Genomic DNA, 17,837 nt, shown 5'->3' on the forward strand with positions numbered 1-17,837 from the left:
TTTTCTTCATTTCCATACATATATATAGCTGCTTCTTTTTTTAATAATCCAGTTGCCTTATAACGAATTTGTATATTTTTTCTTTCTTGCATAACTAATACTGTTTGCGGTAGTAGTAACGATACAGCCATCATTAAAACACTTAACGATACAATCATTTCAGCCATTATGGATCCTTTTTGACATTTCACGATACGTAAATCTCCCTCTTCCAAGCTGAAATACAATTTCATATTTATAATTTCTATACGAAATTATAATCGTACCACCTCTATTAATATTTCCACTTGGATTATATGTCATCGGATTTGGAAACGTATGCAAATCAATTTGTATGTCTTCTTCATACTCTCGCTTAACGATATAATACTTTGTACCTGACTCTTTTATAGCATACATATTTCTATCTTTATGCCAACGTAATGTGTAGTGCTTTTGATGGTTTATCGCTAATTGCTGCATATACAAAATATCATTTGAAAACTGTCTCAAAAATTGTTCAACTTTTTGTCGCTCGTATAAGGAATGAACACTAAAATACGTAACTATACTTAATACAGAAATAACAAATAAAACGAGTAACATTTCTAAAAAAGTAAACCCTTGTTGTTTCACAATGCCCTAATTGATACTGTGCCATCATCTGATATATGAATAGATTCGCCATTCGGACACTTATCAGTTGTAATATACTTTTCATCTGCCAGTTCTTTTAACGATGGAATTTTATTATGTTGTAATTGATATACTTGTATTTGCGCTTCTATAGATTTCACGTAAGCTGCACACCCTTTTCCTTGGACCGATGAACGCTGTGTAACTACATTTGGAATAATTAATAGTAATAATATAGTTATGACAACCATTACTAATAGCATCTCTAACAGAGTAAATCCTTCCTCATTCTGCATACAAATGCCCCCTAAATAGAATTCATCATTTGAAACATCGGCATAATCATCGCTAAATACATAAGGACAACGATTCCTCCAATACATGTAAATAAAATAGGCTGAATGATAACTAACATATGTTTAATTTTTCGTTCCATCTTTTCCATAATAAGATCGCTATAGTCACCTAATTCAATCCCTAAATTGCCATTTGCTTGTCCATGCGTAATAACATAAGAAAGTTCTTTCTCGTAATACCCACTTTTAGCAATGATAGATTGTAACTGTTCTCCTGCAATTAATTGTCTTTCAATCCGATTCGCTTCATATTGAAAGAACGGATGATATCTTTGCTCCATCATTATTGTTAAAGCTTCGCATACTGATAGTCCACCATTTAATAAACCACTCAACTGAGTAGCAAAATAATGTGAATGCTTTAAAATAAGAAATGTTTTGATGAGAGGAATACGAAGCATGATTTTTACCTGTCTAATATGCGGAAGTTTCCTAAAATACAACATGTATAAACTACATCCAATAATAACAGTTAAAATAGCGGTTAAAATAATGTATGGTAGCAGTTTTATTGCACTTAAAATTTGTTCTGTAAGTAGTGGTGTATTAGAACCGAACGAACTATAAACCATTTCAACCTGAGGTAATAAAATGAGGTTAAAAATAAAAAGCATGATTAGTAGAAAAAACATCAAGAACATAGGATACTGCATTATTTTCATCATGTCTTTCCTATACTTATCTTTCTTATAAAGAAGTGCACTTCCTTGTTGCAAAGCAAAAGAAATATCACCATGTTGCTCGGCATAAAATAGATAACTTAACATGTCCTGATGAAACTTTAACTGATGAAAAGAATCGTGTAGACTTTTCCCATCTTTTAACCCCTCAATCATGCGCTGCAATTGTACTTTCTTTTCTACAGGTAATTGAAACTGTAAAAATTCTAATGCTTGTAAAAGAGAGTAGCCTTTTTCTAATAATTCTCCTAAACGTTTCAACAATACTACTTGATCACTTAAACTCCAAGTTTTCTTAAACATAAACATCTTCTTCTAAAAAACCTAAAGCATATCCTTTTCGTATTGACGATTCTAAAGTCTCATGTTTGTAAGTAACACATTCTCCATCTGCTTCTTTAAGTGCTTGTTTTAACTCATGTCCATATAGTAGCTCATAAATGCTTGCTTGCCTTACTTGCCTCATTGATTTACATAAAGTTGAGCACTTTCCTCTGCAAAACGGACACTTCAATTCGACAAGTCGCTGTGCAGCCACAGCCAATAAAGACTGTTCAATCTCTTGCCTCGTTATACCATAATCCATGAAACGAATGATTGCTCCTTTCGCATCATTCGTATGCAGCGTTGTCATTACTAAATGTCCTGTCAAACTTGCTCTTATAGCTATTTTTGCTGTTTCCTCATCCCGGATTTCACCGACTAAAATAATATCTGGATCATGACGTAAAATAGCCTTTAATCCTGTTTCATATGTGAGACCCGCTTTTTCATTTATTTGAATTTGTAATACATCGTCACTTCTTTTTTCAACCGGATCTTCAAGTGTAATGATGCGACGTGTTTTCTTTTTTCTAATTACTTCTAATAATGCATACATTGTCGTCGTCTTCCCAGATCCAGTCGGTCCAGTAAACACGAGTAGCCCCTGTGAATAGCGTAAAAACGAGAGTAGTTTTGCTGCCGTACTTGGAAATAACGAAAGATGTGATAAGGGCTGAACAGATGCTTGTAAATGAAGGCGAATAACGAGACTTTCTTGATATACTGTTGGAAGTGTTGAAAGGCGTAAATACACTTCTTGTCCATCAATTTGCAAATACAACGAACCATTCTGTGGCTTCCGTTTCTCTCCTATGTCCATAGATGCTAAAAATTTGAAATGTGAGACGAGTTTTTCTCCAAACTCCTTTTCAATACACTGTCTCGTCATTAAATCTTTTCCTATACGTAGTTGCACTGCTACATCCTTCTGCCGGGGCACAATATGTAAATCTGACGCTTGTACCCTACACGCTTCTTTTAAAATTGCATTCGCAAAAATTTCAATCCCATTCATTACTTTTCCCTCCTCACTATGTATATAGCATGAAAACATTCGCAATAAAAATTTGGACTTTTGTATTTTCAATAGAGGAAAAAGGAAAAATATGTTTGTGAAATTATGAACAATTTCCGAATTATTGTCTGAAATTACCTATACTCATGTTTATCTGTATTATAATGTTATTATCTTGGATAAAGTGATAAAGGTGGAGATCCTCATGGAACAAGCTTTAAAAATTACAGGTGTATTATCTGACCCAACTCGTTATTACATTTATAAATATATTTCGCAAAAACATAGTTACGTAACGGTACAAGAAATTGCAGATGAGTTTGACATTCATCCAAACGTAGCGCGTTTACATTTATCTAAATTAGAAGATGTTCATATGCTAAAATCGGAAACGAAGAAAACTGGAAAAGGCGGACGACCGAGCAGATTGTATGTCTTATCTGAAGATGTTATCCAATTACAATTTCCATTCCGTGATTATCAATTGTTAGCAAGAATCGCATTTAATTCTTTACTTAGCCTTGGCGCTGCTGGTGAGAAAGCGCTATACGAAACAGGAAAACAATTCGGAGCTGAATTAATGCAACAACATATGCAACGTTTAAATGTGAGTGAAGATGCTTTAACAGTGGAACAAAAAGTTCAAATTGCAAAAGAAGCTTTCTCAACAGCTGGCTTATCACCTGCATTTGAATTAAGTGCAGATGGAACAAAAATTTTCTATGATGTACACAATTGTCCATTTAAAGAAGTTGCTGTTCATCATCCAACTGAAATTTGTAACATGCACGGAGATATGATGAAAGGAATTTTTGAAATCCTATTCCCTAACATGGAATTAACTCGAAATGATAGTCTATTAGATGGATGTAAATCTTGTAATTATAAACTAACAATTTAATTTCTCATATAAAAAGAAGCCAATAATAATTGGCTTCTTTTTATATGAATGAATATTTACAATAGTAAGAAAAATAAACTATAATGAGGTGAGGTTTACTTTTTTTAGAAAAGGAGGGAGATGGCATGGAGCGCATGTTTCGCGTTCTCGGCTTTTGGACTGGAATTTTCTCGGTTATGTTTTACGTAGGGGATATGCAACAGACCGCACTACTATTTTTAGGACAAACAGGTTTCTTCGTACTTTTAAGCTATTTAAAATTAACAGAGCGTATGTATATATACGTATTTGGGGCATATTTAACTGTTTTCTTCATAGGATTTACATACTACACGACGTTTTTACTTGTCCCTGGGGCTGGACATTAAAAGATGGCATTTTGCCATCTTTTTTTAATTCCGGAATTTCCTAGTTGACTTATAGGTTTTATTGCCTTATATTCTATATAACAGATTGGAATTAGGGGGAATCAACATGAATACACTGCTTGTCGGAATTAACGTTGCAGTCATGCTCATTTTAGTTGGCGTATTATATTATATGCAACGTAAGCATGTATCTTTTAATAAACGTGTATTTACTGCTTTAGGAGTCGGAATTATATTCGGTCTTATATTACAATTTATTTATGAACCAACTTCTAAAATAATTATTGAATCAAATACTTGGTTTGGCTTAATCGGTAACGGTTATGTGAAATTACTTCAAATGATCGTTATGCCACTTATTTTAGTATCTATTATTTCAGCCTTTACAAAATTACAGTTAACGAAAAACCTTGGTAAAATCAGTGGTCTTATTATCGGAATTTTAATTCTTACTACAGGAATCGCTGCAGCTGTCGGTATCGCTGCAAGTGCAGGATTTGATGTATCTGCAGCAGGCTTGCAACAAGGTGATGCAGAATCTGCTCGTCTGAAACTAGTTGAAGAAAGATTTACTTCTATTGAAAAGACAACAATTCCAGATAAATTATTAGAGCTATTGCCTACAAATCCGTTTCTTGATTTAACAGGCGCTCGTCCAACATCAACAATTTCTGTCGTAATATTTGCAGCCTTTATCGGCATTGCCTTTATAGGTGTAAAACGAAAATATCCAGAACAAGCAGAACTATTTAAGAAAATGCTTGATGCTGTATATGCAATCGTAATGCGTATGGTAACATTAATTTTACGCCTTACTCCATACGGCGTATTAGCTCTTATGGCAAAAACAGTTGCTGGTAGCGATATAAATGCTATTGTAAAGCTTGGTAACTTCGTGTTAGCCTCTTATGTAGCACTTATCGTAATGTTTATCATTCACTTATTATTAATTGCATTGTCTGGTTTAAATCCAATTCAATATTTGAAAAAAGTGTTCCCTGTACTAACTTTTGCATTCACATCTCGCTCTAGTGCTGGTGCGATGCCATTAAATATTGAAGCTCAAAAAGAAAAGCTTGGTATTTCCGAAGGAATTGCAAACTTCGCAGCTTCATTTGGGGTATCTATCGGACAAAACGGTTGCGCAGGTATTTATCCAGCAATGCTTGCAATGATGGTCGCTCCAACTGTAGGAATTAATCCATTACAACCACAATTTATTTTAACTTTAATCGCTGTTGTTGCTATTAGCTCATTCGGTGTTGCCGGAGTTGGTGGCGGCGCAACATTCGCAGCTTTAATCGTACTATCTACAATGAACTTACCAATCGGTATTGTTGCTCTAGTTATCTCGGTTGAGCCATTAATCGATATGGGGCGTACAGCTCTTAACGTAAGTGGTTCTATGACAGCAGGTCTTATTTCAAGTAAATGGCTTGGTGAATTAGATCAAGATACGTACAATCAAGATGATACAAAAACTGGTGAAATTGCTTCATAATGAAAAAAAGACGCTAACATACAATTGTTAGCGTCTTTTTTATTCCGTTCCCTCTTTATAGATTTTATCTTGAGAATTCTTACTCCAAGTATTCTTCTAGTTGCTCTTTTAACTCCTCCTCAATCTCATAACAAGATTCATCAACAAGTTCCCCCTACTTTCTTACTCCCAAAAATGTTTGATTGAATTGACATTCCTAAAAAGATTCTTTCGCATTTCCAAATTGGAATATAGTGAAATTCAATCATCTCTTTTTCTTCATCTAATATAGCTATGGCAACTGATGAATAATAACCCACCTCAAAGGGATTCTCTTTTTCTCGTGCAAATCCCATATCTAATTCCATGTGTTTTTCTATGTATAAATGCGCATACTCTTTATGCAGTTTAAGTGATATTCGCTCTATTTCCTTCTCCATACATTGAATGTTCTCTTTTAACTCCAACGTAAACTCCTGTTCTTTATATTTCATTTTCGCCTCCTTAAACATAGAAAAAGAGAATATAATAACATATCCTCTTTCCTCAAATATATTTCATTATCTCACAGCCCGTCCTTTTCACAAATAACCATTTTGTTCGCACCATTTATGAAATTGTCCTACGTCTACTCCAACTAACACGATATCCTTGAGCTCTACATCAATGATTTGTTCTCCAATTACAATAGCAAACTGCGATGCTAATTTTGTCTCGTTTTTCTTTACAATTCCAATTCGGTTCCGATGCGGTCCATCTTTTATATATGCTTTTTGTCCTACAATATCAAAGTTCAAAATTCTCACCTCTTTTACTGCGCTCAAATTGGAAATACGATCTCCACCTCGGAAAATTTCCTTTCATTGCACTATTTCTCTATATATATGACGAAACAATAAAAGAGTCCTTCCTTCTTTACAATTATTTTTTCTTTGTTTCATTTTTGTGATTGAAACGTAAAGTTTATAATAAAATACACTTGGAAGCGCTTTCTATGTAATTTTTTATGTTATAATATATAAGTAGAACTTCGTAAAGAGGGTTAAAAAATGAATACAAAAATGATTAAAAAAGTAATTGAAGCATTAAAAGTATATGGCTTTCAGGATGTATCATTCTGTGACAAAACGAAGCAATTTTTATTTCATAACGAAACCGATATTATGAGCGGCTATGCAGAAATAACATATAGTAGTCAATTTGAAAAATTCAACGTACAAATTCATCCAATTGAAACGCATCACCAAGCAGAGTTACAAGAGATTGAAAGACATATACAAGCTTGTATAAGAAAAGTGGAATATTTAAACGCACTTCTTACCGGGCAGACAAAACTAGATGATAAAATTATTATTATGTAAAAAAAGAACGTGATCCAATCACGTTCTTTTTTCATTATACGTTCATCTTTTCCTTTAGTTGTAATCCTGTAACAGATTCTAATACATCCATCGATTCTCCAAATGTCATATCAAAAATTGTCTTGTCCTCTATGTATGGAAACTGTCTGAAACGCTTTTCTAACACCTTCACAGCATCTGATGTAAAGTTTGCACTATCAATGCCAAATTCTGTTTCAAGAAGAACGATCCAATCTAGCACATGAAAACCTAATCCATTGACGAATGAAATAAGTTTTTCTTCTGGATTTGAAGATAAGAATACTTGGCGTTCCATCTCACTAAAAAGTTCTTCTCCTAAGATTTCAGCTAACTCATCATCATGTTCACGTTCAACAAGTTCTTCGTAGCCGTAATCATCCACAAGCTCTTCTACTTCTTCACTATCCTGACAAAGCAATTGACTAAGAAGTGCCTCTTTCTTAAATTCACTATTTTGTACGACTTCTAAAAAGCTCGTTTCCCATCCATTTTCTAATTTCATATTATGTACTCCTTTATATACGTTTCTTATCATCACTGTACCCAAAAGATCACTTTTATAACCTTTTAGGTAGTTACTATTATTTCACATGATTCATAACAAAAGATGCAAACTCAGCTACATCTCCTTCAAAAATATTTATTTCTGGCAAGTGATAGAACGTTGTTTGGAGCGGGTTTCCTGCATGATATACATATATCGTTTTCTCTAGTGCAATCGCCATTCCAAACTCTGTATGGCTCCCGTTTCCACCATCTAATATAAGTAAAAATACATCCGCTTCTTTTACAGCATTTCGTTCTGCCTGACCAATTTCTCTTAATTGTTCTTCATTCGCTGCTCTTTCGTTTTTGGTCCAATCATATGTATGGTGCCATCCTGCATGTTTCAGTTCATTTGCTACGGAATGTACAAGATGTTTATTTTGGAAACCTGAGGCGATATAAAAATTCATTTATATACACTCCTTCATTATGTATGGGGAAACTCCTTTTTAGCGTTATTTGTTATAGCTATAATAAAGAACAACTTCAAAAAAAATCCCCATCTTTAAAACTTATTTGCGTTTAAATGATGGGATGCTTCATGGTCTTCTTTTATTTTTTGTTTTTTATAACTTTCATCAGCTAACATTTCTAGTTCAGCTGTTATCTCTGACTTTTCAAGCTCTCTTTCTTGCGAAAATTTCCTTGAAATATAAACAATAACACTACCAACGTACAACACAAAGCATATAATAAGTGCAGTATTTTCATAGAGACTTAGCTCCAACACAGTCACTCCTAATCCATTCGTATTTTCACGCCTCATTAATTGGAATTTCCCTATTAACCCATTTGTTATCCCGCTATTTGAGGGCAGTAAGACTACCTCCTCAAAATTTAGTAACAGTAAAGAAGTTAGATGTGGGATGAACCCAACTGATTAAAGTTTCACTTTATTGTAACATAAAAATATCAATTCTTGGAATCTTTCACCCTACTAAAAGAGGCATGATTGTTTCATCATGCCTCTGAAATATTTTGAATGATTGTTTTAATTGCTTCTTTTCCATTATATTTTTTTAGTGCTGTTTTATACTTCTCATTATTTTGATTCAATTCTTCGACATACTTTATAAGAGATTTTACAGTTACATCTTCTTCATATAATACGGAGGCATACCCTTGCCTTTCAAAGGACTCTGCATTTAATATTTGATCTCCACGGCTTGCAAATTTCGATAATGGAATTAAAACCATCGGCTTTTGTAATATTAAAAATTCAAAAATTGCGTTGGAGCCCGCGCGTGAAATAACAAAATCTGTTACCGCTAATATATCTGGCAGTTCTCCATGTACATATTCAAATTGTCTATATCCTTCTTTATTTTGTAAACTTTCATCAAGGTTACCTTTTCCGCAAAGGTGAACAATTTGATATTTTTTAAGAAGTTCTGGTAATGCTTCTCGAGCCGTATCATTAATTTTTTTCGCGCCCAAGCTGCCTCCCATAATCGTAATAACTGGCTTTTTACGTGAAAAACCTAAAAACGCTAAACCTTTTTCACGATTTCCCTTCAGCACTTCTTCACGTACAGGAGATCCCGTATATATTACTTTTTCTTTCGGTAAATGTTTCGCTGCTTCTTCAAATGTAACAAATATTTTCGAAGCAAAACGAAGCGCAATTTTATTTGCTAGTCCTGGTGTCATATCAGATTCATGTAATAAAACTGGTACTCTATTTAGCCATCCTCCAATTACGACTGGTACAGATACGAAACCGCCTTTTGAAAAAATTACATCTGGTTTTAGTTTTCGAATCCTTACATACGCATCCATAACACCCTTCATTACAAGAAAAGGATCTTTTATATTTTTCAAATCAAAATAACGACGTAGCTTTCCACTCGAAATACTATAGTAGGGAATGCCTTCCTTTTCTATAATCGTTTTCTCAATACCTTGATGAGAACCAATATAGGAGATATCCCAGTTGTCTTCCTGTAAATATGGGATAATGGCTAAATTAGGTGTTACATGTCCTGCCGAACCGCCACCTGTAAAGACTATTTTCTTCATACGTCTCCCCCTTCTAGACTATAATACACTAAAATATCTTGCCTCAGGGTGAGAAAATACCATAGCCGTTACGGACGCTTCTGGCTCCATCATGAATCCTTCTGTTAATGAAATACTTATTTCCTCTGGATGAATTAAGCGAAATAGCTTTTCTTGATCTGCAAGTTCTGGACACGCCGGATAACCAAATGACACTCGTATTCCTCTATATTTCGTACGGAAACGTTCTTCCATCGTCAGTTCAGGTGAGTCCGGAATGCCCCAGCGGTCACGAATGAGCATATGTGTTTTTTCAGCAAGTCCTTCCGCTAATTCAAGCGCTAACGATTGAATGGCATGACTACGTAAGTAATCACCTTTCGCCTTCCACTCTTCAGCAATGTCCCGAATTCCTTCCCCAACCGTAACAGATAAGAAAGCAACATAGTCCATCTCATCTCCTATTGGGCGCAAATAATCACCTAAAGTACGATAGGGAGCCTTTCCTTGTCTAGGGAATGTGAAACGCTCTATAACACGCGTATGATCTTTTGGATCATATATTACAATGTTTTGTCCGTCGCTTTGCGCTGGGAAAAATTGATACACTGCTTTCGGCTTTAACCAAGATTGTCCTTCCTGCAATAATTCATCTATTAAATCATTTAATTCATGTGCTCTCTTATTTCCCTCTTTCAAAAGCTTCTTCACATTTCCTTTTAATCCAAGGTGATGCCCAAGTAGCATTTGTCTATTTAAAAATGGAGCGAGATGAAAGGCCGGAATATCGCGTAATACAATTCGTTTTGTTGAATCAGGCACGATAACTTCAGCCTTCGGTAATGGCTCAATTACTGCTGGAATTTCTACTTTCTTCTCCTCTTTTTTTACGATATGAAGATGACGTTCTTTTTTATCCTGTTTCATCTTCTCACGCTCTTCTTCTTTTTGAAGCTTATTAATAATATCGAGCCCCGTCATCGCATCACTCGCATAACAAACGAGCCCTTTATATGATGGTGAAATCCGATTATCTGTAAACTTTCTCGTTAACGCTGCACCACCTACAACAATGGGAACATCAATATTTGCTGCTTTTAAATCTTCAGCAGTCGTTACCATTTGTTGCGCTGATTTTACTAATAAACCGGAAAGGCCTATAATATCCGGCTTCTTTTCTTGTACTTCTTGAACAATTCGATCCGAACGTACATTAATTCCTAAATTAATAATCTCATATCCGTTATTTGCTAAAATAATTTCAACGAGATTTTTCCCAATATCATGCACGTCACCTTTTACAGTTGCTAATAATACTTTCCCTTTTTTCGCACTATCACTAGATTCCATATGTGGCTCTAAATAGCTTACAGCAGCTTTCATACTTTCAGCACTTTGCAATACTTCAGCAACAATAAGTTCATTATTATTAAATAGTCGTCCTACCTCATCCATCCCTGTCATAAGCGGACCGTTAATAATATCAAGAGGTTTTCTTCCTTCTTCAAGCGCAAGACTTAAATCCTCGTGTAATCCTTGTTTCGTACCTTCTACAATATAATTTGCTAGTCTTTCATCAAGCGTTAACGTTTCTTGCACAACGATATCTTTCTTTTTAGCAACTCGGTAAAAGTTTGTAAATTCTTCTAACGTCTCTTTCGTCGTTTCAAACAGTAGTGCATCTGCAAGGCGTTTTTCTTCCTCTGGAATCGACGCATAGCGTTCTAATTTTTCCGTATTCACAATCGCGTAATCTAACCCTGCTTTCGTAGCATGATATAAAAAGACTGAATTTAATACTTCACGTCCAGCCGGTGGTAAACCAAATGATATGTTACTTACCCCTAAAATCGTTAAACACTCTGGTAACGCTTCTTTAATAAGGTGAATTCCTTCTATAGTCGCTGCTGCTGAACCAATATATTCTTCATCACCTGTCCCTACCGGAAACACAAGTGCATCAAAAATAATATCTGACGGGCGTATCCCATACTTCTTTGTAAGTAATTCATAGCTTCTTTTCGCAATTTCTATCTTTCGCTCCGCACTAACCGCCATACCGTCTTCATCAATTGTTCCTACAACTATAGCAGCACCATACTTCTGAAGAAGCGGTGTCACTTTTTTAAATCGTTCTTCTCCATCTTCTAAATTAATTGAATTAATAACAGCTTTTCCTTGAATATAAGTAAGAGCTCGCTCCATCACATTTTCATCTGTTGAATCAATCATAATCGGTACTTTTAAAACTTTCGTAACTTCTGCTAAGAAGTTTTCCATATCTTCTATTTCATCGCGATCAGGATCTGCCATACAAATATCAATAATATGAGCATTTTTCTTCACTTGCGCTCTTGCCACTTCAGCAGCCTCTTCAAATTTCCCTTCTGCTACTAATCGTTTAAATTTACGTGACCCAATAACATTCGTTCTTTCACCTACAAATAACGGTCTCATAGACTCATCATATTGCAGTGCTTCTAATCCACTAATTCCATGTCCTTCTCTCTCATGATGGTCACGAGGCTTAAGAGATGCTAGCGCGGATTTCATTTCTTTTATATGTTCTGGTGTCGTGCCACAACAACCACCAATAATATTAACCCATCCTTCTTCAGCAAATCGCTTCACCTTTTCAGCAAGAGAAGATGGAGATTCATGGTAATGTCCATCTTCATCAGGAAGACCTGCATTTGGATAACAAGAAATGTAACACTCCGATAAATCAGATAGTGAACGAATATGGTCCCTCATAAACTCCGGACCAGTCGCACAGTTTAACCCAACAGATAATGGTTTCATATGTTCTACTGATAAATAAAAAGCTTCAATTGTTTGCCCAGCCAGAGTCGTTCCCATTGGCTCAATCGTACCTGAAATCATAATAGGAACCGTTTTTTTCAGTTCTTCAAAAGCAGCTTGAATTCCAATATAAGCTGCTTTCACGTTACGCATATCTTGACTCGTCTCAACGAGTAATACATCAACTTCTCCTTTTAATAATCCTCGTGCCTGCCTTGTATAAGCTTCAATCAATTCTTCAAAAGTCACACCACCAGTAACACTAATTGCTTTCGTTGTTGGTCCCATCGCTCCCGCAACATATACTTCATTCCCGCTTTCTTTAACAGCTTGCTTCGCCAAAAGTGCTGCCTTTTCATTTAGTTCTTCATCTAAATGAGACAGCTCATAATCACTTAGTACAATATTCGTTGCCCCAAATGTATTTGTTTCAATAATATCCGCTCCAGCTTCAATATAAGCTTTATGAATCTTTAAAATAACGTCTGGTCTTGTTTCCACTAAATATTCATTACAGCCCTCGTACTCTTCTCCTCCGAAATCTTCAGCAGTTAAATCCTCTTGCTGAATCATTGTCCCCATTGCACCATCTAATATTAAAATGCTATTTTTTAATTTTTCTTCTATACACTTCATCAATTAATACCTTCTTTCACTTCTTGCTTTTCTCTTACATATTTAACAAGATGTTCTGTAATTTCATACTTTAAAAATGGTGTAATAAGATAAATACCATTAAAATATTTCATCGCTGCGTCGACCAATTCTTGTGAAATGCGAATCCCTTCCTCAATTGCTGCCTCTTTCGTTTCATGTCCATCCATTCTCTCTCTTATTTCTTCAGGAAGAGTAATACCCGGCACCTCAAAATGAAGAAAATCTGCATTCCGCTTACTTACTAACGGCATAATTCCAATAAAAATAGGTTGTTCCAAATGCTTTGTCGCTTCATACACTTCTTCAATTAACTTGATATCGTAAATTGGCTGAGTTAAAAAATACTCCGCTCCAGCATCTATTTTTCGTTCCATTCGCTTAACCGCCGCTTTTAAGTGCCTCACGTGAGGATTAAATGCGCCGCCTACAGAAAACCTTGTCGCCGGTCCAATTGATTTCCCTAAAATTGAACGTCCATCGTTCATTTCTTTAATCATTTTAATAAGCTCAATAGAGGATAAATCATATACAGAAGTGGCACCGGGAAAATCACCAACGCGCGCTGGATCACCAGTTAAAGCTAACACTTCTTCCATCCCTAACGCCGATAAACCTAACAAATGAGATTGTAGTCCAATGACGTTATGATCTCTACACGTTAAATGCGTCAATACTGGGATATCATGCTTCGTTAATAATGCACCCATCGCCATATTAGAGACACGAGGCGATGCTAATGAATTATCTGCTAGAGTAATAGCATCTGCTCCCGCTCTTTTTAACGCTCTTGCTCCTTCAAAAAAACGCTGTGTATCTAACGTTTTCGGTGGATCTAATTCCACTACAACTGTCGTTTGTTTTTTTGCTTTCTCTGCTAGAGTGACGTGAGCCTTCGAACGTTTCTCATGCGTATGAACGACTTTTGGCCTTTGAATCGTTTCTTTTTCTATTACAGGGGTAATATTCGCAACAGCGCGCTTCATACTTTGAATATGTTCTGGAGTCGTACCACAACAGCCACCCAATAACCGAATACCTTGCTCAATAAATTTCGGTGTCATCGCTTCGAAATAAGCTGGACTTCCCTCATATACGTAACGTCCCTCTACATAATTCGGGAGACCTGCATTTGGGTATGCTGATAAATAGCCATTTTGCGGAATCGATATCATTTTGAAAGCTTCCGTCATATGAAGTGGTCCTAGTTGGCAGTTCAATCCAACAACATTTGCACCGTAATCTAAAAGCTGTTTTAATATTTCATTTACATCATTTCCATTTTGAGTCGTACCTGCCTCATGTAACGCTAATTGAGCTACAATTGGAATGTTCGTTTGCTTTCGTAACACCTGAACAGCATGAAGTAATTCAAATTCATCATAAAAAGTTTCTAATAGTAATCCATCAACCTGTTCTTCTAGTAAAGCCCCCGCCTGTTCAAGTAATATAAACTCCCTTTCCATATCAGTCGTTGTAACAGCTCCGATATGTTTCATACCACCAATTGTTCCTAAAATTGCATTTTTATCTGTCACAGATGCTTTCGCCAATTTCACTGCCGCTCTATTAATTTTTGTAACTTGATTTTCTAAACCATACATACGTAATTTCGCCTCATTTGCTCCATACGTATTCGTTTGAATTACATCTGCTCCAGCAGCTACATATTGTTTATGAATGGATATAATTAGATCTGGATCAGATACGTTCAATTCTTCAAAGCTACTTTGCAAACCATGTGAATGCAATAACGTTCCAACCGCACCATCACCTATTACAATTCCTTTTGATAATAAATCTAGTAATTTCACGAATCTCCCTCATTTCTATCAATATAAAAACCCCCTCTTCACTTTGAAGAGGGGGACATAATTGTTCCTCCTCTTATTATGCAAAACATTCGTTTTGCAGGTATTAGCACCGTTTCAAACATTTCGTTTGAAGGTTGCCGGGTTTCACAGGGCCTTTCCCTCCACCGCTCTCAATAAGAGTTGTCTTTATTATTTTATTTATGTAGCTAAAAGGAAATGCGTTCCCCTTTTAACAATGTTTGTTAATTTTTTAATAAATTTAGCATGCACAAAAGTAAAAGTCAATGACACTTGCGGAAAAATAAAAATTATTTAAAATAAAGTTGCAATTCAATTATCTTTTATTGTAAAGTTAAAAACATAATAAAAATTTCATACGAACATTCTTATCTAGAGAGGTAGAGGGACTGGCCCTGTGACGCCTCAGCAACCATTAACATTTTGTTAATAAGGTGCTAATTCCAGCAAATTGTGAAAGATTTGACAGATGAGAAGAAGACTCTATTCAAACCGAAAGCCTTCTTCTTAGAAGGCTTTTTTTATTTTATATTCACTTAATGTTTCAATTTAAAAAGGAGGAATTTTCACATGTCAACAATCGAAACAAAACTAGCACAAATCGGAAATCGTAGTGAAACTACAACTGGAACGGTTAATCCACCAGTTTATTTCTCAACTGCTTATCGCCACGAAGGAATTGGTAAATCTACTGGCTTTGACTATTCACGAACTGGCAATCCAACTCGCGGTCTTTTAGAACAGGCGATCGCAGACTTAGAATATGGCGAACAAGGTTATGCCTGTAGTTCAGGGATGGCGGCTGTTCTCCTCGTCCTTTCTCTATTCCGCTCTGGAGACGAACTTATTGTATCTGAAGATTTATACGGGGGAACGTATCGATTATTTTCTGAGCATGAAAAAAAGTGGAATGTTCGATGTAGATACGTAAATACACAGTCTATTAAACAAATTGAGCAAGCTATCACAACTGAAACGAAGGCTATTTTCATAGAAACTCCAACTAATCCATTAATGCAAGTTACCGATATTGCTGCTGTCGCAACTGTAGCGAAAAGGCACGGACTACTTCTTATTGTAGACAACACATTCTACACACCTTATATACAGCAACCATTAACAGAAGGTGCTGACATTGTACTTCATAGCGCAACGAAATATTTAGGGGGACATAACGATGTACTAAGCGGGCTTGTCGTTGCAAAAGGAAAGGAACTTTGCGAGGAAATCGCTCATTATCATAATGCATCAGGTGCAGTTTTAAGCCCATTTGACTCATGGTTATTAATTCGCGGTATGAAAACGTTAGCGCTTCGCATGAGACAACATGAAGAAAATGCGAAAGCAGTTGTTGCGTATTTAAATGATGAAGACGGGGTGACAGATGTATTTTATCCAGGAAGAGGCGGCATGATTTCATTCCGCCTTAAAGATGAAGCTTGGATTAATCCATTCTTACAATCTTTATCCTTAATTACATTTGCCGAAAGTCTTGGTGGTGTAGAAAGTTTAATGACTTATCCAGCAACGCAAACACATGCTGATATTCCTGAAGAAATTAGAACAGCAAACGGCGTATGCAATCGTCTTCTTCGATTCTCAGTTGGCATTGAAAATAGTAACGATTTAATTCAAGACTTAAAGCAAGCCATTAAACTCGTAAAAGAAGGTGTAAGAATATGAGCTATTCTATAGATACACTCTTACTACACAACCAATATAAACATGACTCGCAAACAGGCGCTGTGAACGTTCCTATTTATAACACATCAACTTTTCACCAGTTTGATGTAGATACGTTCGGAAAATATGACTATAGCAGGTCAGGAAATCCAACTCGTGAAGCTCTTGAAGATATCATTGCTTTATTAGAAGGCGGAACAAAAGGATTCGCCTTTGCATCAGGCATTGCAGCGATTTCCACTGCATTCCTCCTTCTTTCACAAGGTGATCACGTACTCATTTCAGAAGATGTGTACGGAGGCACTTACCGAGTGATAACTGAGGTACTCTCCCGTTACGGTGTTTCACATACATTTGTTGATATGACCAATTTAGAAGAAATAAAACAAAACATGAAACCAAATACAAAGCTCTTTTATGTAGAAACACCTTCTAACCCACTTTTAAAAGTGACAGATATTCGCGAGGTTTCTAAACTCGCAAAATCTATTGGCGCTCTTACTTTTGTTGATAATACATTTTTGACACCACTATTCCAAAAACCACTTGAACTTGGAGCTGATGTCGTTCTTCATAGTGCTACAAAATTTATTGCTGGTCATAGTGATGTTACTGCCGGATTAGCAGTAGTAAAAGATGCCGAACTCGCTCAAAAGCTTGGATTTTTACAAAATGCATTCGGTGCTATTTTAGGACCTCAAGATTGTTCTCTCGTACTTCGCGGTCTAAAAACATTGCACGTACGCCTCGAGCATTCAGCTAAAAATGCCAATAAAATCGCACATTATTTACAAGAGCACGCTAAAGTACAAAATGTCTATTATCCGGGATTACAAACACATCTCGGATTTGATATTCAACAATCTCAAGCAACATCAGCTGGAGCGGTCTTATCGTTTACTTTGCAGTCAGAAGATGCACTCCGCCAATTTTTATCAAAAGTAAAATTACCTGTTTTTGCAGTTAGTTTAGGAGCTGTAGAGTCAATTCTTTCTTATCCAGCAAAAATGTCACATGCAGCACTATCGCAAGAAGCTCGTGATGAAAGAGGAATCTCTAATTCATTACTTCGGTTATCAGTCGGTCTTGAAAATGTTAACGATTTAATATCCGATTTTGAAAATGCCCTTTCTTATGTAGAAGAACCTGTAAATGCATAGAGAAAAAGAAGATATGAGATTAGGTTTTCATATCTTCTTTT

At 35.8% G+C, this 17,837-nt stretch carries 17 protein-coding genes, 2 pseudogenes and 2 riboswitches; of the genes and pseudogenes, 6 read left to right on the plus strand and 13 right to left on the minus strand.

Annotated elements, in window-relative coordinates; genetic code table 11:
- The 5 genes and pseudogenes from ACQGS6_RS11755 to comGA form a co-directional block, all read right to left on the minus strand.
- Window positions 1–167: pseudogene (locus ACQGS6_RS11755) on the minus strand (type II secretion system protein); the annotation flags it as partial.
- Entirely contained in the window at window positions 160–615 is a 456-nt protein-coding gene (comGD, locus tag ACQGS6_RS11760) for a competence type IV pilus minor pilin ComGD (protein WP_000813142.1), read from the minus strand. The pseudogene ACQGS6_RS11755 and the gene comGD, both read right to left, overlap by 8 nt.
- Entirely contained in the window at window positions 612–911 is a 300-nt protein-coding gene (gene comGC, locus ACQGS6_RS11765; RefSeq protein ID WP_001178686.1) for a competence type IV pilus major pilin ComGC, read from the minus strand. The genes comGD and comGC overlap by 4 nt, the downstream gene beginning before the upstream one ends.
- Window positions 912–922: 11 nt before the next feature.
- Window positions 923–1,954, minus strand: a complete 1,032-nt coding sequence (gene comGB / locus ACQGS6_RS11770; RefSeq protein ID WP_074626606.1) for a competence type IV pilus assembly protein ComGB — start codon at window positions 1,952–1,954, stop codon at window positions 923–925.
- Window positions 1,947–2,990, minus strand: coding sequence for a competence type IV pilus ATPase ComGA (comGA, locus tag ACQGS6_RS11775; protein ID WP_074626608.1), 1,044 nt, complete (start codon window positions 2,988–2,990; stop codon window positions 1,947–1,949). Before comGA ends, comGB begins: the two co-directional genes overlap by 8 nt.
- Window positions 2,991–3,195: 205 nt before the next feature.
- Here comGA and ACQGS6_RS11780 point away from each other — a divergent pair, with 205 nt between their 5' ends.
- The 3 genes from ACQGS6_RS11780 to ACQGS6_RS11790 all read left to right on the plus strand — a co-directional run bounded on the left by ACQGS6_RS11780 (window position 3,196) and on the right by ACQGS6_RS11790 (window position 5,760).
- Window positions 3,196–3,891: a helix-turn-helix transcriptional regulator gene (locus ACQGS6_RS11780; protein WP_000434125.1), complete on the plus strand. Its 696-nt coding sequence runs from the start codon at window positions 3,196–3,198 to the stop codon at window positions 3,889–3,891.
- Between the two features lie 125 nt (window positions 3,892–4,016).
- Window positions 4,017–4,259 (plus strand): DUF2626 domain-containing protein, encoded by a 243-nt coding sequence (locus tag ACQGS6_RS11785; protein ID WP_000440721.1) that lies wholly within the window; start codon window positions 4,017–4,019, stop codon window positions 4,257–4,259.
- Between the two features lie 106 nt (window positions 4,260–4,365).
- Window positions 4,366–5,760: an L-cystine transporter gene (locus ACQGS6_RS11790; protein WP_426965173.1), complete on the plus strand. Its 1,395-nt coding sequence runs from the start codon at window positions 4,366–4,368 to the stop codon at window positions 5,758–5,760.
- Between the two features lie 79 nt (window positions 5,761–5,839).
- Here ACQGS6_RS11790 and ACQGS6_RS11795 read toward each other — a convergent pair.
- Both ACQGS6_RS11795 and ACQGS6_RS11800 read right to left on the minus strand, forming a co-directional pair.
- A pseudogene (locus ACQGS6_RS11795) lies at window positions 5,840–6,233 on the minus strand (hypothetical protein).
- Between the two features lie 87 nt (window positions 6,234–6,320).
- Window positions 6,321–6,536, minus strand: a complete 216-nt coding sequence (locus ACQGS6_RS11800; RefSeq protein WP_001008326.1) for a DUF3912 family protein — start codon at window positions 6,534–6,536, stop codon at window positions 6,321–6,323.
- A gap of 252 nt (window positions 6,537–6,788) precedes the next feature.
- Here ACQGS6_RS11800 and ACQGS6_RS11805 point away from each other — a divergent pair, with 252 nt between their 5' ends.
- Window positions 6,789–7,100 (plus strand): hypothetical protein, encoded by a 312-nt coding sequence (locus ACQGS6_RS11805; protein WP_001093237.1) that lies wholly within the window; start codon window positions 6,789–6,791, stop codon window positions 7,098–7,100.
- Window positions 7,101–7,134: 34 nt separating this feature from the next.
- Here the strand turns inward: ACQGS6_RS11805 and ACQGS6_RS11810 are convergent, their stop codons facing one another.
- The 6 genes from ACQGS6_RS11810 to ACQGS6_RS11835 all read right to left on the minus strand — a co-directional run bounded on the left by ACQGS6_RS11810 (window position 7,135) and on the right by ACQGS6_RS11835 (window position 14,935).
- The gene (locus tag ACQGS6_RS11810; RefSeq protein ID WP_000764267.1) at window positions 7,135–7,623 is read right to left on the minus strand and encodes a hypothetical protein; all 489 of its coding nucleotides are present in this window, start codon (window positions 7,621–7,623) and stop codon (window positions 7,135–7,137) included.
- Window positions 7,624–7,702: 79 nt separating this feature from the next.
- On the minus strand, window positions 7,703–8,077 hold the full coding sequence (locus ACQGS6_RS11815) for a nucleoside 2-deoxyribosyltransferase (RefSeq protein WP_001012333.1): 375 nt from the start codon (window positions 8,075–8,077) through the stop codon (window positions 7,703–7,705).
- A 95-nt stretch (window positions 8,078–8,172) separates the two neighbouring features.
- A complete protein-coding gene (locus tag ACQGS6_RS11820) occupies window positions 8,173–8,433 on the minus strand; it encodes a DUF3966 domain-containing protein (protein ID WP_001250699.1) in 261 nt (86 codons plus the stop codon).
- Between the two features lie 194 nt (window positions 8,434–8,627).
- Entirely contained in the window at window positions 8,628–9,686 is a 1,059-nt protein-coding gene (murG, locus tag ACQGS6_RS11825; protein ID WP_426965174.1) for an undecaprenyldiphospho-muramoylpentapeptide beta-N-acetylglucosaminyltransferase, read from the minus strand.
- Between the two features lie 18 nt (window positions 9,687–9,704).
- Window positions 9,705–13,103, minus strand: a complete 3,399-nt coding sequence (gene metH, locus ACQGS6_RS11830; RefSeq protein WP_426965175.1) for a methionine synthase — start codon at window positions 13,101–13,103, stop codon at window positions 9,705–9,707.
- A complete protein-coding gene (locus tag ACQGS6_RS11835; RefSeq protein ID WP_000770358.1) occupies window positions 13,103–14,935 on the minus strand; it encodes a bifunctional homocysteine S-methyltransferase/methylenetetrahydrofolate reductase in 1,833 nt (610 codons plus the stop codon). The genes metH and ACQGS6_RS11835 overlap by 1 nt, the downstream gene beginning before the upstream one ends.
- A 70-nt stretch (window positions 14,936–15,005) precedes the next feature.
- A riboswitch (SAM riboswitch) is annotated at window positions 15,006–15,115 on the minus strand.
- A 203-nt stretch (window positions 15,116–15,318) separates the two neighbouring features.
- Window positions 15,319–15,429, plus strand: a riboswitch (SAM riboswitch).
- 94 nt (window positions 15,430–15,523) lie between these two features.
- Here ACQGS6_RS11835 and metI point away from each other — a divergent pair.
- Both metI and metC read left to right on the plus strand, forming a co-directional pair.
- Window positions 15,524–16,636, plus strand: coding sequence for a cystathionine gamma-synthase/O-acetylhomoserine thiolyase (gene metI / locus ACQGS6_RS11840; protein ID WP_000103889.1), 1,113 nt, complete (start codon window positions 15,524–15,526; stop codon window positions 16,634–16,636).
- Window positions 16,633–17,796, plus strand: coding sequence for a cystathionine beta-lyase (gene metC / locus ACQGS6_RS11845; RefSeq protein WP_000122301.1), 1,164 nt, complete (start codon window positions 16,633–16,635; stop codon window positions 17,794–17,796). Before metI ends, metC begins: the two co-directional genes overlap by 4 nt.
- The last annotated feature ends 41 nt before the right edge of the window (window positions 17,797–17,837 follow it).

The sequence above is a fragment of the Bacillus sp. GMs2/2 genome (assembly GCF_050172095.1).
Taxonomy (GTDB): domain Bacteria; phylum Bacillota; class Bacilli; order Bacillales; family Bacillaceae_G; genus Bacillus_A; species Bacillus_A cereus.

Bases quoted from the DNA above. Each gene is read 5' to 3' on its own strand.
- ACQGS6_RS11810 (WP_000764267.1), bottom strand. From the start codon at position 7,623: ATGAAATTAGAAAATGGATGGGAAACGAGCTTTTTAGAAGTCGTACAA.
- ACQGS6_RS11815 (WP_001012333.1), bottom strand. From the start codon at position 8,077: ATGAATTTTTATATCGCCTCAGGTTTCCAAAATAAACATCTTGTACAT.
- murG (WP_426965174.1), bottom strand. From the start codon at position 9,686: ATGAAGAAAATAGTCTTTACAGGTGGCGGTTCGGCAGGACATGTAACA.
- comGB (WP_074626606.1), bottom strand. From the start codon at position 1,954: ATGTTTAAGAAAACTTGGAGTTTAAGTGATCAAGTAGTATTGTTGAAA.
- metI (WP_000103889.1), top strand. From the start codon at position 15,524: ATGTCAACAATCGAAACAAAACTAGCACAAATCGGAAATCGTAGTGAA.
- ACQGS6_RS11780 (WP_000434125.1), top strand. From the start codon at position 3,196: ATGGAACAAGCTTTAAAAATTACAGGTGTATTATCTGACCCAACTCGT.
- ACQGS6_RS11805 (WP_001093237.1), top strand. From the start codon at position 6,789: ATGAATACAAAAATGATTAAAAAAGTAATTGAAGCATTAAAAGTATAT.
- ACQGS6_RS11785 (WP_000440721.1), top strand. From the start codon at position 4,017: ATGGAGCGCATGTTTCGCGTTCTCGGCTTTTGGACTGGAATTTTCTCG.
- ACQGS6_RS11820 (WP_001250699.1), bottom strand. From the start codon at position 8,433: ATGAGGCGTGAAAATACGAATGGATTAGGAGTGACTGTGTTGGAGCTA.
- ACQGS6_RS11790 (WP_426965173.1), top strand. From the start codon at position 4,366: ATGAATACACTGCTTGTCGGAATTAACGTTGCAGTCATGCTCATTTTA.
- comGA (WP_074626608.1), bottom strand. From the start codon at position 2,990: ATGAATGGGATTGAAATTTTTGCGAATGCAATTTTAAAAGAAGCGTGT.
- metC (WP_000122301.1), top strand. From the start codon at position 16,633: ATGAGCTATTCTATAGATACACTCTTACTACACAACCAATATAAACAT.
- metH (WP_426965175.1), bottom strand. From the start codon at position 13,103: ATGAAGTGTATAGAAGAAAAATTAAAAAATAGCATTTTAATATTAGAT.
- comGC (WP_001178686.1), bottom strand. From the start codon at position 911: ATGCAGAATGAGGAAGGATTTACTCTGTTAGAGATGCTATTAGTAATG.